The organism is Nitrospira sp. KM1, from assembly GCF_011405515.1.
Lineage (GTDB): Bacteria > Nitrospirota > Nitrospiria > Nitrospirales > Nitrospiraceae > Nitrospira_C.
On sequence record NZ_AP022671.1, the window covers coordinates 2,036,972 to 2,052,921 of the forward strand.

Sequence of the window (15,950 nt, forward strand, 5' to 3'; positions counted from 1 at the left end):
GCTCTGACGAACGTTATCGGTACCTGAAGAGGGAAACTTAAGCGGGAATGCTCCATTGGCCTCCTCCGGATGCCATTCGAAGCGACCGGCGGGCGGACTGCATCAACCGGTCAAGTCGTAGAGAAATCGGCCGATACGGCAATGACCGAGTATGTCACGGGTGCGACCGTTGCGGGTTCAGGCACGTTCGAGAAACATCCGACTGCCGAGTGCCTCCCTTTCAGCAGTTGTCCCGTGGAGAAAGAGAGTTGGATGAAGACGCGTAAACGAATCCGGGTCGATCAGTTAAAGACCGGTATGTATGTGGTGGGGATGGATCAGCCCTGGTACAAAACCCCGTTTCTCCTCCATCATTTCCTAGTCCAATCACAAGAGACCATTGATGAACTCGTCCGTCACGGCGTCCGGGAAGTCACCATCGACCCCATGAAAGGACTCGATCTGGTCGATACCCCACCGCCTGCAGAACAACAGCCGGATACTCCTGAGAACGGGACGATGCCCGGTGCGGTGGAGACACCTTCCGTCTCCAATACCGGACTGAACGATCACAGGATCAGCAGCCTTGCCGTTGCCCGTGCGGATCAACTGGCCTATCAAGAGGCTGAGTCCGCGATCGAGCGGGTATTCGAGGACCTCAATGGAGGGACCGTCCCTCCAGTCTCGACGCTGAAAACCATAGTCGGATGCTTCTTGAGCAGGGCGTTGCAGGATCGTACGGCGATGATGACCCAGATTCTGCTCCAGCAGATGCGCCGCTTCGACCGGGGGCTGGCCGGCCACGCCATTGACACGTGCATCCTCTCGCTCATTTTTGCCTCCGAGTACGGCATGGAGGAACAAGATGTCGAACAGGTGGGAATTGGAGCTCTCTTACACGACGTCGGCTATGTCCGTCTTCCGCGAAATCTGTATCGGGCACGACATCGGTTGGCCTCGAACGAAGAGGAATTAATGCGCCAGCACCCTCGGCTGGGTTTGACACTTCTCGCTGCGGCCAAGGGATTGCCGGAGGGCGTTCGAAGCGTGATTGTGGAACATCACGAACGCATCGACGGCTCAGGATATCCGTCCAGATTGAGCGGAGCAGCTGTTTCACCGCTCGGCCAGTTGGTCGGTATCGTGGATACGTACCAATCCCTCGTGACGCATCAGGCGGGCCGCATGCCGCTGTCGCCGTTTCAGGCCATCAGAAACCTCTTTATGCTCGGAGAAAAGCGCACGTTCGATAAGGCGTTCGTCGAGGTCGCCATCAAGTGCCTGGGTGTCTATCCAATCGGCAGCGTGGTCAAACTGAATACCGGCGAACGAGCGATCGTCGTCGGCGTGCATCCGGAGCAACGGTTGAAACCGACGTTGAAAGTGATCATGGACCCCAACGGAGAATCCTATGCCGATCCGATCATTGTGGACTTGACCGACACCGAGAGCGGCGCGCTCAAACGCACCATCCTGACGGCACTGGACCCCGGAACGGAACAGATCAACGTGGCCGCCTACTTGGATTCGACACCCCGGGAGAATGCCGCGTGAGCGTGTCCGATTCACGCAAGTCGCGAGTGGCGAATTCTGGAACTCCGGATGCGTCTACCTATATGGTGTTGGAAGCTCTGCCCTTGGCCGCGTGCCTTGTAGACATGCGCGGGACTGTCCGCTGGCTCAACCGCCAAGCAACGCATATCATCGGGCGTTCCCGGACGCGATGTCTGCATCAGCCACTCGCCACACTCCTCGGGTGGCATCGACCGTCACCGCCGGCTATCGTGACCTCCCCGACTCTCCGCGATATTCTGATGTTGCGACAGCCGGCACAAGGGACACACGGCATTCTCCCAGACGAAACCGGACAGGTGATTCAGATTACCTGGACGTGTCAGCCGCTCGCCGCCACGCGCGATGCGGCGGCCCTGTTTACGTTTCGCGATCTGACCGAAGAGCACGCCATAGAGGACGATCGCAACCGGCTCGCGCAGATTGCGGAGGAGTCTCCTTCTGCCCTGGTCGAGTTGGATGCCGATGCCAATCTCCTCTATGCGAACCCTGCGATGACTACACTGTTGAGGACATTCGGCTATTCGAAAGCCGGGTTCCCCAATGCCCTCCCGGAGAATATCGACTCTCTCGTGAAGCAGTGTTTAGGAACCGGCCGAACGTCTCCCCAGATCGAAGTCGCGCTGTCCGGCTTCAATTACGCCTGGACATTCTGCCCGGTTCCTTCCCATCATCATGTGCGAGGTTATGGGATCGATCTGACAGACGTCCGGACGACCCAACAGCAACTGCAGAAGGCCACGGCTCACCTCGAATGCGTCAATGGCGAACTGGCGGCGGCCTTACAGAAAGCCCGGGACGCGGATCGTGCCAAAACCAATTTTTTTGCCACGATCAGCCATGAACTCAGAACCCCGATGAACGGGGTCATCGGAATGGCCGGCCTGTTGCGCGACTCGGCCCTGTCCGACGATCAACGAGGCTGCGTCGATACGATTCACCAATGTGGAGAAGCCCTTCTTTCGATCATCAACGACATCCTGGATTGCAGCAAGATCGAATCGGGAAAATTGGAGCTTGAATGCATCGCCTTCAATTTGCGGACCACGGTAGAAGATGTTCTGGCTCAGTTCGCGGAACGTGCGCAGACCAAGGGGATTGAGATCACCGGTCTGGTCCATTCGACCGTTCCGACAGGCCTCCGCGGAGACCCGGGTCGGCTTCGACAAGTATTGACCAATCTCGTGGCCAACGGCGTCAAATTCACCGATTGCGGAGAGGTCACGCTGCAGGTCTATCTCGCAGACGACGGCCCGAACAGCGCTCTCGTCAGGTTTGAAATCACAGATACAGGCATCGGGATCGCTCCGGACAGTCTAGATCGACTGTTCACACCGTTTTCTCAGGCTGACAGTTCCATGACCAGACGCTACGGCGGGACTGGACTCGGATTGGCGATTTGCAAACAGCTCATCGAACTGATGGGAGGGCAGATCGGAGTGAACAGTACACCGGGACAAGGAAGCACGTTCTGGTGTACCGCGCGACTTCTCAAGCAACAACCGGAATCGTCCTCCACCACCCATGCGGATCTGGTTGGTCGGCGAGTACTCGTCGTGGACGACAATGAATCGCATCGAATGATTTTGCATCATTTTGCCCAGGGATGGGGCATGGACGACCACGGGGCCGAGGACGCCGAACGGGCGGTCCAACTCGTGGAAGAGGCGGCCGCCCGGCACCAGCCCTACGACGTCGCTGTTCTTGACATGATGATGCCCGGAACGGACGGATTGATGCTGGCGAGGCTCCTGAAGGCACATCCAGCCGGTCGTCGTATCAAACTCCTTCTCTTGACATCACTGGTTCAAAAGGGTCAGTCGGAGCAGGCAAAACAGGCGGGCATCGACGTCTACATCACGAAACCGGTCCGACACGACCAGCTGTATGGGGGGCTCTGCCGCGCGCTCGGCGTATTGCGTCCGACCGAGATGAAGAAGACCCCGCCGGGGCGTGCGTTGACAGAACCGCTCGCCCCTCCGGCCGCGCCTGTTCTCGTCGTCGAGGACAATATGGTCAATCAGAAATTGATGGCACGTCTGATGGAACGGTTGGGTTACTCCGTCGATGTGTCCGCCAGCGGCCATGAAGCGATCGAGGCCTGGGAACGATCGACGTATTCGGCCATCCTGATGGACTGTCAGATGCCCGTCATGGACGGGTTCGAGGCCACGTCGGTGATACGGAACAAAGAGCGTGAGGGAAGAGTCAATCATTATCCCGGTCACATCCCCATCATCGCAGTCACGGCCAATGCGATGCAGGGCGACCGCGAGCGCTGTCTAGCGGCGGGCATGGATGATTACCTCTCCAAGCCCATTAAGAGTGAGGAGTTACAGAATATCCTCCAGCGATGGATTCCCTCCCACGCGAGCGCCTGCGCACGAATCGATGCGGCGGTTCCCACGGTCGGTCGAACGGACGAGACGGCGCACGCTGATACACTACGCTCGTCTTCCCGCCCGACTTCGTTCGATGCTGCGGCGCTCCTGGAGAACATCGGAGGAGATCCGGACTTCGTTCGGCAGTTGCTGGAAATGTTCCTGGTCAGCGGGCCAGACATGGTATGCAGGATCACGGTCGCAGTGCAGAAAGGCGATACCCGGAGCCTGGAGCAGTCCGCTCATCTGCTCAAAGGAACGGCCGGAAATCTGTGCGCTCGTCCGACGGCGTTGCTGGCCAGCCAACTGGAAGCTCTGAGCCGGACGGACCGGATGGAGGATGCGAAAACGCTGGTCGAGCCACTGCACAGCGCAATCACTCGTCTCACGCAGGATATCGAGGGCTATCTCAACGGACTGGATAGAAAGGCCGCCTGAACGGAACCGCACCACTCCGGCAACCGGGCATGCCGTGAGCTCTCATGGACCGTCTATGAACAGGCCGCCTGTTGCAACGAGGGAGCTGCAGGTTCAGGAATAGGAACCGCCCTTGGAAACACCGGATGGCGGGTTGGATAGCTGTCGGCAAGAACGACCTGTTTCCCCATCTTCGTTCGCTGGTTGACGACCAGTGGCCCACGCAGATTGGCCGTGACGCTTCCAGGATCTTCCGAGGGTATTGTCAGAATGACCAGCAACAGGAGATCATCGGTTTCGAGACCCTTCACCTCTGCCAGCGCCTCCGGTGTCAGCACGAGCGAATAGTCGGCCGTCAACTCTACCGGATCCATGATGACAAAGGACAAATCAGGATCGGTGACGGATTGAAGCCATTTGAAGGGTACCGGCGTATCATGGTCGAGAATCACATAGCGGGACTGATCATGGAATCCCAAAAGTCCGCTGGGGAAATGCAAAATGCTTTCATCGCTGACATCGAACGAACCGAATCGGGTGGACTTACACTTCATACGTCCTGCTCACGTCCCTTGCCGGCGCTGGGAGCCCCATCGCTGTTGAAAGGCCTCGATTGGAACGATTTGGGTGCGTGCGGCTAAACGGTTTTCATCTTGGATTCTGGCATACACTTCATCGCGGTGCACTTCCACGGTAAGCGGGGCCTCAATGCCAAGACGGACCTGTCCGCCTTTCATGCCGAGCACAACCACCCGTATGTCAGGGCCTATCGTCACGCCCTCTCCACGCCGACGCGTGAGGACCAACATGCCAGCCTTCCTTGGCGAGAGCCTGTGAATCCGCTCAGCCTGTATCGGCCGGCCAGGCGTGAAACTTGATGAGCCGTTGATTACCGGAGATAGTTCATCAGCGAATTCTGAAACAAGCTGCTCAATGTCCGGCTGGCAGCTTCCAGGGCGAACTGCTGCAGGGTCAGATCGGAAATCGCCTTCGCCAAATCGACATCCTCTGTCTGTGATAATGTCTGTGCAAAAAATCCCTTGGCCTGCTCCAGCTGGGAAGAATTTGTCGTCAACCGGCTGGATAATGCGCCGATCTCTCCATGGACGGATCCGATTGCTGAGAGGCTGTCGTCAAGACCGCCGAGCGCGTCGGAAATTCCATTGCGGTCATTGGTGCGCAGAGCGGTAATGAGCTGCTTCATGGTCGAGAAGACGTCGGCTGACGATGGTGTGAAAATGCGGTCTCCCGACACATTCGTCGGCACGGTCTGATCATTGCCCACTTCGATCTGGTGAACACCGCTATCTCCCTGGTATCCGAGCCCTGTCACGATGGCAAACCGATCTCCGGCCGCGGGTGCTCCGGACTCATTCGTCAAGGTGACGCGGATGCCCTCGAAACTGATCGCATTTCCAGACACATAACTCTGATTGGACAGAACAGTGCGGGGGGACAAGTTGATGTCGAAGCTGTCTCCTGTTTGCGGCCCTCCCTGCTGTCCATTGAGGAGCACGACCTGCATTCCATCAAATGTCACGCTATCCCCCGACGCATAGGCGTTTCCCGACGATACCGTGGTGCCCGCAGTGACGTCCACTACCGAGTATTGAGTGGAGGACGTGAACTGGATGCGGTAGTCATGGAGTTTCAACTGAGCAGGGTCGACGAGACCGGCATTCGCCACCGCGACGCCCCCCGCATTCGATGCCCCTCTCGCGACGGTAGGAGGCACCGTCACATCCACGACATCGTATGTAGTGGTGGAAGTGAATCGAATCATATAGTCGTCGAGGGTCGCCTGATTGTCGTCCACAATGCGGCCGGCGGTCACGGCCACCCCGCCCGTATTTCCCACCCCGGCACTCACCGACGCTGTAAGGGCAAACGGACTCGAGCCGCTTGTGGCCGCGCCGCCGGAAAGTCCCAAAGCCGTCCGTGCGGTCCCCCCCGTAACAGTGACGCTCGACAGGTCACCATGATCGGACGATTCGATGACGAGGTGATCGGTTTCAAAGCGGACCGAGACCTGCTTGCCGGCATTCGCCAACGACGTATCCGCATTGATCCGGCCTTCCACCAAAGCGGCAAGTTGGGAACCACTGAATGTGGCACTGGCCGCAGTCAAATCGATGGTGCCCGATGTGACCCCGTCGACGTTGACGACGAGGGTGTCATTGGCGCCGTTCGTCAACGAGACGGGTGCCGTGATTGCCAATCCCGTCGTCCTCCCGTGCGTGCTGGTGCCGGTAAAGATCCCCTGTCCGTTGAGTTCGGTGTTGCCGAATTGCTGGATTTGAGCGAACAGCTGTCGAACTTCCTGAGCCCCGATGACGCGCTCCGCGGGACCGTTGGTGTCGTTTCGAAACTGTACGGCCAGTTCGCGAACGCGCGCGAGGGCGTCCGTCGTGCTGCTGAGCACGCTGTCGGCAAGGTCCAATCGCGTTTGCCCGAACGTGACATTCCGGAGCCGCTGATCGATCGCGGCGATCGAGGCTTTATCGAGGGCGATGTGATTGAACGTAGCCGGGTCGTCCGAGGGTTGCCGGACGGCTTTACCCGTCGATACTTGCTGTTGCAATTCCAGTAGACGCGCGCGCGAGCGCTGAAGATTGTTCGCGAGCACGCCGAAGGTCTGCTGTTCGGTGACCCTCATAGTCTCACCCCGTCTGGTTATGGCTTCAATGACAGCAGCGTCTGAAACAACTCGTCCGTCACCTTGATCAGGCGGGATGCCGCTTCAAAACTGCGCTGGTATTTAATCAGGTTGACCAATTCCTCATCCAAGGACACTCCCGATACTTCGGCGCGGAAGGTCTGAATCTGGTCGCGCAAGACTTCCTGGGCCTGCCGGTCGCGATCCGCACTTTGTGCCTGCACGCCGAGACCAGACGCCATGCTTCGGTACGCGTCGTTAAAGGTCCCTTCGTCCAGCGCCGCATATTGACGGTGCTGAAGCGCGACGAGAGCGAGTGCATTGGCATTGTCTCCGGGAATGCCGGCTCGGTTGGAGGCAGCCGCCACCGCCGAAGGGTCGGACAGTGAGACTGATATCGTCTTCGCTCCGTCATGATACGAGTTGGCCTCCAAGACGTCTCCGGCCGCTGGCGCCCCCGTCACAGTCACCGAGATTCCGTCGAATGAGAAGTCCCTTGGCCCGCTGTACGTTCCCGACGCCGCCGTCGCGGTCCCTGTCGACAATCCGAGAGCTGCTCTGGCTGTTCCTCCGATCACATCGACAGCCGATGTCGACGTCGTCGAATTCGAAGTCAGGACAAGCCGGTTGGCCGTCGTATCGAACACGACCGATACCGTCTTTCCGGCGGCCTGCAACGCCGAATCCCCGTTGATTTTCGATTGCACTTCTTGCGCAAGCGCGGCCCCGGAGGCATACGCGATCCCTGGCAATGCCGCTCCGGCAAGCGTAATCGTTCCCGATGTGGTCCCGTCAACTGTCACCGTGAGCGTATCGTTGGAGCCCGTCACGATGGCAACGGGAGCGGCTGCAGTTGGAGCCGGGATCTGCGCGCCCGAATAGTTTCCTCGGATGAGTGAACCGGTCGTGGCATCAACGATCGAATAGGCAGTAGGAGACGAAAAGCGGATTTCATAATCGTGCTGTGTGAGCAGGCCATTCGCCGTCACGACCCCCGAGCCTATGGTGGACGATCCCGTATTGTCGCTGGCGGATGCCGTGGTGACGGTGATCGGACCAAAGAGGTTGTTGCCCGTCGACCCATCCAGCCCGAATCCCTGACGATGCACCTGATTGACTTCGTTGACTAACGTGGTCGCCAAACGATCCACGGATCGCTGGAGATCGCGAACGGTACCATCGCGGATATCAAGGAGGCTGCGAAGGCGGCCGTTCGACACCAGCGCATCGATGCTTAAGGCTTTCGTCCCACCGGTGGAGTATCCGACGGAGAGCATGCCGTCATTCGAGGGATTTTCGAACGCGGACAATTCACGCGCACCCCCGCTCTCAACCACCACCTGGCCTCGCGCAACAAATACGGACAAGGCGCCAGAACCGGACTCGATGGTCGTGACGTCAATGCGCTGCGCCAGTTCGTTCACCGCCAAATCGCGCTGATCCCGAAGATCGTTGGCATTCTGGCCCGTAACCTCTGCTGCGACGATCTTGTCGTTCAGTTCCGCTATCTGTTTGGCCAGACTGTTGATTTCCGTGACGGTCTGTTTGACCTGGAAGTTCAGCGACTGACGAGAGGTCTCAAGTTGAGAGGACGCCTGGTTCAGGCTGCCGGCCAACTGCGCCGCATTGGCCAACAGCACGGAACGCGCCGTGAGTTCGTTGGGATTCGTCGAAACATCCTGAAGCCCTTGAAAGAAATCGTTGAGGCGCGCAGCCAGGCCCTCATCGTTGCTATCGGCCAGGAGATTCTGCAGCCTGAACAACTCATCCCGAGCCACGGAGAGACGACCGAGGTTCTGCTCGGACGTCGTCAATTGCCTGTTGACGAACTGATCGGCAAAACGCCGGATGCTCAACGCCTGGACGCCGGTTCCCATCATCCCGGGCTGTCCGTTGAGCGGCGGGCGTTCCGTGACGACCGCTTCCTGTCTGGAGAACCCGGGCGTATTCAAATTCGCCACGTTATGTCCCGTGACGGTCAACGCCGTCTGAGACGTCGTCAATGCGCTTCGGGCAATATCGAAAAGTCCGCTGAGTGACATCGGGCCTCTAGCCTCGCTGCTGTAAGAAACTGCCTTCGTAGATCGCCGAGTGTCGCCCGCCGGACGGCGAGTAGAGTCCCTCGGAATTCGCCGAACTGGTCCATGCCGACATCATCTGTTCAATGAATTGCCTGATGTTGTCGATCAATGTCGAATTCAGCGCAATCTCTTCCCTGATTGCACGGAGCCTCTCCGCGAGCCGAGCATACCGCTCGTCGAGGCCCGGCACGGACGCGGACTTCATCTGTTCGAGAATCGTTTGAAGCGTCACCGCGGCAGGAGGCAGTCCCCATGAGGCTGACACCTGCCCGGCAAAGCGTTGTCGCTCCGTATCCAGCGTCTCCAGTGACGCCAGAATCCCCAGACGTCGCTCGTTGATCGATGTGAATTCAGAAACAGCGAGGCGCTGGATTGCCGATCGCTCCTCGCGGAGCGTGGCAAGGAGAAGCTCACATGCGGATTCTTCACGGCTCAAGATGTCGGCAAGCTGAGGAAGGACAGCGGAGGAAGGATGCATGAGTACTCTCTCCTGTGAAGCGTCTCGTCTTCGGCCTTCGACCGCCTCCCAGGAATAGGGAGCGGATGTGGATCATAGTACGGTATCGGTCAACACCTGCCGCAGTATGGAGTCGCCTACCTTTCGGCTTTCGATGCCGTACGTGCCACTTTCGAGGGACTGCCGGATCTGCTCGATTTTCTTCATCCGTTCATGATCTGGTACGTGAGTCAGGTCCTTGATTCGCTGCAGTTCTTTGGCTTGATCTGAGATCTGAACACGGTCCTCCTGCCCTTGGGGCTTCGATGGAGACTTACCTGATACCGGCCCAACCTCCTGCACGCCCAGCAGCATCTTGGCGAGTTCAGCCGCCCGGCCTCTTCCAGAAATTTCCATGATCAATTCCTCCCCTGATGTGCATCGGTCGGCAGCAGGTGGGTTGGCTCCTGGGTCTCACCTGTACCGGTAGTCGTATCGGTCGGTGTGTCAGAAAACTTAAGGCCCGACGGAACGGTTATGGCATTTTGCTGACGAATATAGGTCTCGACCATCGCTCCAAGACCCAATCCTCCTGCCTGAGCGGCCCTCCGACCGAGTTCCTCGTCATAAAAGGAGTGGAACATCTGCCCTGCTTCGTTCTTGAGTAAACCGGCATGAACGGTCTCCCGCATGGTTTTCAAGAGATAGGAAATAAAGAACCCCTCGAATTCCTGGGCCGCCTTCCGAATGCTCGCCGGATCCTGACCCGTCGTTCGACCCTCTAGCCGTGCGGCAAAGGGCCCGAGCGGGTCAACCGCCACCTGAGGAGAAATCAATGGATCCATAGTATCTCGTCTTTCATCGACACGTACCAACGCCAATGGCGCTCACCCATATTCCAAAAGATGGTCGCCATTTATATGATCTCTAATGCAGCCTGCAGAGCCCCAGCCGACTTGAGGGCAGAGAGGATCGCAACCAGATCCCTCGGCGTCACCCCCACGGCATTGAGCGCACTGACCACCTCTCCGAGCGTCACCGTTGCATCCACCACGACCAGCCGCGCTTCCTGTTCTTTCACGTCGGTCTGCACATCAGGAGTGACGGTTGTCGTGCCGCCGGTTGACCCGATCAACGGCGCCGGAGGCTGCGACACATTCAACGTATTTTTCACGGAGATTGTCAGATTGCCGTGAGAGATGGCACAGGTAGAAATGCGCACGTGCTCGCCCAGTACCACAGTGCCGGTTCGCTCATTCACCACAACCTTGGCGGGCGCATCTACGGCAACGTCGAGGGCCTCCAGCGTAGCGATGAATTCAACGATCCTGCCTTGGAAACTGGACGGTACGGCCGATTTCACCGAACCCGCATTGACCGGCACCGCGGTTCCCCGGCCAAAGGCATTGTCGATCGCTTCCGCCGTTCGGATGGACGTCGTGAAGTCCGCTTGGCGGAGAAGCAGGGACACGGATTCCCACTGCTCCATATTCACCGCCAATTCCTTTTCCACAATGGCGCCTCCGGGGACCACTCCTGCTGCCTGATGATTCTTGCTCACCGTTGCCCCACCGGGTCCGCCGGTTCCACCAAGAAATCCTCCGATGGAGATCGGTCCCTGGGCGACTGCAAATACCTGTTGATTCGGCGCCTTCAGGGGTGTCAATAACAGGGTGCCGCCTTGCAGGCTCTTCGCGTTGGCCATCGAGGACACGACGACATCGAGCGACATACCGGGCTTGGTGAACGGGGGCAGCTTGGCGGTTACCATCACCGACGCGATATTGCGGGTCAGCAATTGAATGGGATCGATCACCAAGTTGATTCCCATCTTATTCAACATGGACATCATGGCTTGGATCGTGAACTGGCCGCCGATAACCTGATCGCCGGTCCGGTCGAGCCCGACAACCAGCCCGTAGCCGATCAGCTGGTTGTCGCGCACTCCCTCGATCGTGCCAATATCCTTGATTCGCACGGCATCGGCGGACGTGGCCCATCCGGTCACGAGCATCCCGACCATGAGGGCGACCGCACGGAACTGTTCGCTTAGACAGGGTTGTTTCATGGGTTAGCGCTGAGGCGGCATCGACCGAACCAACCGTTCTCTCTGCCTGACCTCGAGTAGCCCCTCCGGACAACCTCGCTCTCGAGACTTCTCCCAAGACGAAGGGAAGAGTTCACGAGTTGGAGCCAGCCTTGGCGATTTGTACTCCGCTCCCCGAAGCACGCCGCTCAGCATCATCATCTCGACGGTGTTCATACACCCACCTTTCATCGTCAACAGCAGACGCGGTTTAGAACGGATAGACCCAATCCAGGATCCGGACAAACCAACCGGGCCTCTGCACATCATCAACGACGCCGAGCCCGGAATATTCGATTTTCGCGTCGGCGATTGCTGTCGATAGCACAGTGTTCTTGGTGTTGACGTCAACGCGGCGCACAACTCCGCTGAGCACCATGATCTGCTTTTCACTGTTGACGGTGACCTCTCGACGCCCTTCGATCCGAAGATCGCCATTCGGCAGCACGTCGCTGACAATGGCGGAGATGGTGCCGGTCAATGTGTCGGTCCGGTTGGTCGCGCCCTTGCCGCCGAACTTGTTGGACGCGCTGCTGCTGATTCCCAGGCCGCGCGTGGCCTCGCCGCCCAGTCGGATGCCCGGAATACCGATGTAGCCGATTCCGCCTCCCGTCAAACTGTTGTCGATGGTCGACTCCCGCTCGGCGGACGTGTTGGCGGTCTTGGTTCCCGCGTGCTTTTCCACGATCTGGATGGTGAGGATATCGCCGGGACGCATCGCCCGCATATCCTCGTACAGGTATGCCCGCCCATTTTCTTCCTGCCACAATGAACCGATGGTCTTCGGCGGAGGAAGAGGCGGTACGATCATCTTGGTGCTGGCCATCGGGCTCGAGGAGCAGGCGCCGAGGAATATGATCGAGGCCGCAACGACAGAGCGCCTCATGATGCTCAGTTCGAAGGTGCGTAGCACGTTCATGGCAATACGAATATCCGTGTCCTCAGAAATCGACACGGACGACTCCGGGTCCAATAACCTTTGCGCGAAGCTCTTTCCCTGAATCAGAATTTGTCACGGTGACGGTCTGTCCCAACTCCGCACCGGATTTGGTGATGCCCACGGTTTGAATGGACAACCCTCTGCCTTTGGCTTCGATGGTGACCCGGTCGCCCTTGCGCACGGCGTAAGGCTTCTTTACGGACGCGAGGCGGATGGGCAACTGCGATTGCAGCGGACGCACCGCGCTTTTCCCGATGACCTCATTGGGATCGGTCACGAACTGCTGTTTCAAATCGAGCAATTTGACGCGCGTGACGGTCAGATCCTCTCTGTCGATAACCTCGTCGGTCTTGATCAATCGCGACGGCACGACAACGTCGGCAAAGCCGGCGACATCCGACAGCACCTCAACGGTATCCAGAGGACGTCCGTTGCGCGACAACTGCACGTGAAACATGCGGCGGCCGAGCCCCTCTTCCCGCATACCCGGAATCACCGCCATATCAATACGTCCGCCGGATGTCGGGATCGGGTCCTGCGGTTCGATCAGGGTGACCTGAACTTCCCTGACGAAACCCGACAATTCTCCCTCCAAGTATCTGAGGACCGCACGCCGCAACTGTTCAGGCTGAACCATATGACGGCTCCGCAGGGGATGATCCGCCGCACGGACCACCGGTGCGGGAGTCATGATACGCTCCGCCTTCGCCTCCACGGTCGTCGCCACCAGCACGGCGGTTACGATCCCCGCGACACAGACACATTTCTTCGATACGCGTGCTCCTGTCATGTCAGTGAGCGCTCCCGATTACCGTCTCAAATTGTTGGCGATCGACATCATTTCATCCGACGCCTGGATGGTTTTCGAATTGATCTCGTAGCTGCGTTGAGCAATGATCATGTTGACCATCTCTTCAGCCAGATTGACGTTGGAGCTTTCCAGAAACCCCTGCTGAATGGAGCCGAATCCGGTTGAAAACCCTCCGGTCCCCTGAATGGGAGGGCCGGAGGAAAAGCTGTCGAGAAAGAGATTGTTGCCCATGGCCACGAGCCCAGAGGGATTGTCAAACCTCGTCAGCTGAATCTGGCCGACTTGTGACGCTTGCGTGACACCGGGGAGCAGCACCGAGACCGTGCCATCCTGGGCGATGTCGAGTTTCAGCGCCCCGGACGGAATCGTGATCACCGGATTGAGCATGTCGCCGTCCCCGGTCACCAGATTCCCGACGTTGTCGCGCTTGAACGATCCGTTGCGCGTGTACATGATCGTGCCGTCCGGACGCTGCACTTGAAAGAAGCCGGCTCCGTCGATGGCGAGATCCAAATCATTGTTGGTCTGCCTCATGTTGCCCTGTCCCCACTCTTTGGCCACCGTGACAGGGCGGACGCCCGCGCCGATCTGTATCCCGACGGGAAAGACACCGATATTCGAGGCGCTCGTACCCGGCATCCGTGAGATCTGATAGAGCAGGTCCGAAAATTCAGCCCGGCTCCGCTTGAACGAGTTGGTGTTGACGTTCGCGAGATTGTGGGCGATGGTATCGACGTTCAATTGCTGCGCCGTCATGCCCGTTGAAGCCGTCCACATTGCCCGAATCATACGAAACCTCCATGTCCCGGCGTTCGACCGCGTACCCACCTGATCGTGAGCAATGCGATCCTACCCGCACACGATCACAAGACGCGGCCGACGTCCTGGATGGCTACTTCCGCCATCCGATCAATCGTCTGGATCATTTTTTGCGCCGATTCGTACGAGCGCATCCCCTGAATCATCTTCACCATTTCGCCCAATGAATTGACGTTGGATTCTTCGATGTGGCCCGGATGCAGCATCGGCGTCGCCACGGCTTTTCCCTTGCCGCCTGTAAACAATCCATCAGGATGTTTTTCAGGCATGGCATGCTCCTCAAATTCCATTACTTTGATGGTTCCGACGGGCTGTCCGTCCACGTGAATGCCTCCTACCGCGTTGACCTGGATGGCGCCCGGCGGAATCTTGATTTCGCCTTTCGTTCCCATCACGGGAAAACCGGTATTGGTGATCAGGCGCCGCTTGTTGTCGATGGAAAACATCCCGTTTCTGGTATAGCGGGTTCCCAGCGGAGTTTTGACTTCGAAAAAGCCATTTCCTTGGATCGCGATATCGAGCGGATTGGACGTCACTCGGGTCCGGCCTGTTTCGAAGCTGGTCCGCGACGTATGCGGGGCGGCATAGACCCGCTCGCTCATTCCAGCCGGCGCCGAGACAAGATGATGGGCGATGCTGTGTACTCCGGGAACGGGAGCCGGCCCTGCGATGCGGCGAGACATGATCGCACGAAAGCCCTGTTGATCCTGCTTGAATCCTGCGGTATTGACATTCGCAATGTTGTTGGAGAATACCTGCAGGCTGCGCTCCTGCGCCAGCGCTCCGGACAGTACGGGGTAAATTGCACGATTCATCGTTTCCCTCTTTCCTTCTCGCGGTCGATGAAGATAGCAACATATATGCCATTCGCCGTTCCTGCTGCCGCGCGGTCCGCACCATCGATACTGCGCAGACGCTGGACGGTCGCTCTCTCCTTCGCGCACTCCATTTCCTTTTGACCGGGAAAAGTCTGCCGGGTGGGAAAAGATTTCGCAGTGACAGGCGCGCCCGGGACTCCGATCATTGCAAAGCCTCCAACGTCACCTTGAGATGCAAGACCGCCTTGGTATGGATCTGACAGACACGTGATTCCGTGACGCTCAATACTTTACCGATCTCCTTCATCGTGAGTTCTTCGTAATAGTACAGCGTCAGCACGAGCCGCTCTTTTTCCGGCAATTGCTGAATGGCCTTGCCGAGGCTGTCACGTTCCCGTTCGCTCACGATCATGGCCAACGGATCGGGATGCTGGTCGTCGGCGAGCATCTTGAGGATCTTGTTGCCGTCCGGCTCCTGGATGCCCAGATCGTCGAGACTAATCAGCACCGCGCCGCGAGAGCGGGAGAGAAAATCGTCGAGATCCGACACCGACATGTTCATGGCCGATGCCACCTCTTCGTCTGTCGCCGGACGGCCGAGTCGATTCATCAGCTCCGTTTGAGTGCGCTGCAGGTGACCAATCCGCTCGTGGACCGAGCGGGGAATCCAGTCCATCGAACGGATCTCATCGAGCATGGCTCCCCGAATCCTGAACTCCGCGTACGTCTTGAATTTGGCCTCCCGTGTCGGATCGTATTTGTCCATGGCATCCATCAGACCGATGACGCCGACCGATACGAGATCCTCGGCGTCGAGATAGGCAGGAAGCCGGTAGGCCAACCGGTGGGCGATCGCCCTGATGACATGGGCGAACTCCTTGATCAACAGTTCGCGGGACATCTCGTCATCCGCGACGCACGTCGTCTGCTGTCGTACGTTTGTTTTGTTCATGA

Annotated in this window: 16 protein-coding genes; 2 read left to right on the forward strand and 14 right to left on the reverse strand. The window is 58.4% G+C overall.

The window, feature by feature from the left end:
- The first annotated feature begins 252 nt into the window (after positions 1–252).
- Both W02_RS09315 and W02_RS09320 read left to right on the forward strand, forming a co-directional pair.
- Positions 253–1,533 (forward strand): DUF3391 domain-containing protein, encoded by a 1,281-nt coding sequence (locus W02_RS09315; protein WP_173047014.1) that lies wholly within the window; start codon positions 253–255, stop codon positions 1,531–1,533.
- Positions 1,530–4,370: a response regulator gene (locus tag W02_RS09320; RefSeq protein WP_173047016.1), complete on the forward strand. Its 2,841-nt coding sequence runs from the start codon at positions 1,530–1,532 to the stop codon at positions 4,368–4,370. Before W02_RS09315 ends, W02_RS09320 begins: the two co-directional genes overlap by 4 nt.
- Positions 4,371–4,423: 53 nt before the next feature.
- Here W02_RS09320 and fliW read toward each other — a convergent pair whose 3' ends face one another.
- The 14 genes from fliW to W02_RS09390 form a co-directional block, all read right to left on the reverse strand.
- A complete protein-coding gene (gene fliW, locus W02_RS09325; protein ID WP_173047018.1) occupies positions 4,424–4,903 on the reverse strand; it encodes a flagellar assembly protein FliW in 480 nt (159 codons plus the stop codon).
- A 9-nt stretch (positions 4,904–4,912) separates the two neighbouring features.
- Positions 4,913–5,158, reverse strand: a complete 246-nt coding sequence (csrA, locus tag W02_RS09330) for a carbon storage regulator CsrA (RefSeq protein WP_173047020.1) — start codon at positions 5,156–5,158, stop codon at positions 4,913–4,915.
- 80 nt (positions 5,159–5,238) lie between these two features.
- Positions 5,239–7,005, reverse strand: a complete 1,767-nt coding sequence (locus tag W02_RS09335; protein WP_173047022.1) for a flagellin — start codon at positions 7,003–7,005, stop codon at positions 5,239–5,241.
- A 17-nt stretch (positions 7,006–7,022) separates the two neighbouring features.
- Positions 7,023–9,047, reverse strand: coding sequence for a flagellar hook-associated protein FlgK (gene flgK / locus W02_RS09340; RefSeq protein ID WP_173047024.1), 2,025 nt, complete (start codon positions 9,045–9,047; stop codon positions 7,023–7,025).
- 7 nt (positions 9,048–9,054) lie between these two features.
- The gene (locus tag W02_RS09345; RefSeq protein WP_173047026.1) at positions 9,055–9,564 is read right to left on the reverse strand and encodes a flagellar protein FlgN; all 510 of its coding nucleotides are present in this window, start codon (positions 9,562–9,564) and stop codon (positions 9,055–9,057) included.
- Between the two features lie 72 nt (positions 9,565–9,636).
- The gene (gene flgM, locus W02_RS09350) at positions 9,637–9,939 is read right to left on the reverse strand and encodes a flagellar biosynthesis anti-sigma factor FlgM (RefSeq protein WP_173047028.1); all 303 of its coding nucleotides are present in this window, start codon (positions 9,937–9,939) and stop codon (positions 9,637–9,639) included.
- A 2-nt stretch (positions 9,940–9,941) separates the two neighbouring features.
- On the reverse strand, positions 9,942–10,367 hold the full coding sequence (locus W02_RS09355) for a rod-binding protein (RefSeq protein ID WP_173047030.1): 426 nt from the start codon (positions 10,365–10,367) through the stop codon (positions 9,942–9,944).
- Positions 10,368–10,438: 71 nt separating this feature from the next.
- A complete protein-coding gene (locus W02_RS09360) occupies positions 10,439–11,590 on the reverse strand; it encodes a flagellar basal body P-ring protein FlgI (protein WP_173047032.1) in 1,152 nt (383 codons plus the stop codon).
- A 3-nt stretch (positions 11,591–11,593) separates the two neighbouring features.
- Positions 11,594–11,785 (reverse strand): hypothetical protein, encoded by a 192-nt coding sequence (locus W02_RS09365; protein ID WP_173047034.1) that lies wholly within the window; start codon positions 11,783–11,785, stop codon positions 11,594–11,596.
- A 34-nt stretch (positions 11,786–11,819) separates the two neighbouring features.
- Positions 11,820–12,563, reverse strand: a complete 744-nt coding sequence (locus W02_RS09370) for a flagellar basal body L-ring protein FlgH (RefSeq protein ID WP_173047036.1) — start codon at positions 12,561–12,563, stop codon at positions 11,820–11,822.
- Positions 12,550–13,338 carry a flagellar basal body P-ring formation chaperone FlgA gene (gene flgA, locus W02_RS09375; RefSeq protein WP_173047038.1) on the reverse strand — a complete coding sequence of 263 codons (789 nt, stop codon included), beginning with the start codon at positions 13,336–13,338 and terminating at the stop codon, positions 12,550–12,552. The genes W02_RS09370 and flgA overlap by 14 nt, the downstream gene beginning before the upstream one ends.
- A gap of 18 nt (positions 13,339–13,356) precedes the next feature.
- On the reverse strand, positions 13,357–14,148 hold the full coding sequence (flgG, locus tag W02_RS09380) for a flagellar basal-body rod protein FlgG (protein ID WP_173047040.1): 792 nt from the start codon (positions 14,146–14,148) through the stop codon (positions 13,357–13,359).
- Positions 14,149–14,222: 74 nt separating this feature from the next.
- A complete protein-coding gene (locus W02_RS09385) occupies positions 14,223–14,993 on the reverse strand; it encodes a flagellar hook-basal body protein (protein WP_173047042.1) in 771 nt (256 codons plus the stop codon).
- Positions 14,994–15,198: 205 nt separating this feature from the next.
- Entirely contained in the window at positions 15,199–15,948 is a 750-nt protein-coding gene (locus W02_RS09390) for a sigma-70 family RNA polymerase sigma factor (RefSeq protein WP_173047044.1), read from the reverse strand.
- Between the last annotated feature and the right edge of the window lie 2 nt (positions 15,949–15,950).

Bases quoted from the DNA above. Each gene is read 5' to 3' on its own strand.
- W02_RS09315 (WP_173047014.1), top strand. From the start codon at position 253: ATGAAGACGCGTAAACGAATCCGGGTCGATCAGTTAAAGACCGGTATG.
- fliW (WP_173047018.1), bottom strand. From the start codon at position 4,903: ATGAAGTGTAAGTCCACCCGATTCGGTTCGTTCGATGTCAGCGATGAA.
- csrA (WP_173047020.1), bottom strand. From the start codon at position 5,158: ATGTTGGTCCTCACGCGTCGGCGTGGAGAGGGCGTGACGATAGGCCCT.
- W02_RS09335 (WP_173047022.1), bottom strand. From the start codon at position 7,005: ATGAGGGTCACCGAACAGCAGACCTTCGGCGTGCTCGCGAACAATCTT.
- flgK (WP_173047024.1), bottom strand. From the start codon at position 9,047: ATGTCACTCAGCGGACTTTTCGATATTGCCCGAAGCGCATTGACGACG.
- W02_RS09345 (WP_173047026.1), bottom strand. From the start codon at position 9,564: ATGCATCCTTCCTCCGCTGTCCTTCCTCAGCTTGCCGACATCTTGAGC.
- flgM (WP_173047028.1), bottom strand. From the start codon at position 9,939: ATGGAAATTTCTGGAAGAGGCCGGGCGGCTGAACTCGCCAAGATGCTG.
- W02_RS09355 (WP_173047030.1), bottom strand. From the start codon at position 10,367: ATGGATCCATTGATTTCTCCTCAGGTGGCGGTTGACCCGCTCGGGCCC.
- W02_RS09360 (WP_173047032.1), bottom strand. From the start codon at position 11,590: ATGAAACAACCCTGTCTAAGCGAACAGTTCCGTGCGGTCGCCCTCATG.
- W02_RS09365 (WP_173047034.1), bottom strand. From the start codon at position 11,785: ATGAACACCGTCGAGATGATGATGCTGAGCGGCGTGCTTCGGGGAGCG.
- flgA (WP_173047038.1), bottom strand. From the start codon at position 13,338: ATGACAGGAGCACGCGTATCGAAGAAATGTGTCTGTGTCGCGGGGATC.
- flgG (WP_173047040.1), bottom strand. From the start codon at position 14,148: ATGATTCGGGCAATGTGGACGGCTTCAACGGGCATGACGGCGCAGCAA.
- W02_RS09385 (WP_173047042.1), bottom strand. From the start codon at position 14,993: ATGAATCGTGCAATTTACCCCGTACTGTCCGGAGCGCTGGCGCAGGAG.
- W02_RS09390 (WP_173047044.1), bottom strand. From the start codon at position 15,948: ATGAACAAAACAAACGTACGACAGCAGACGACGTGCGTCGCGGATGAC.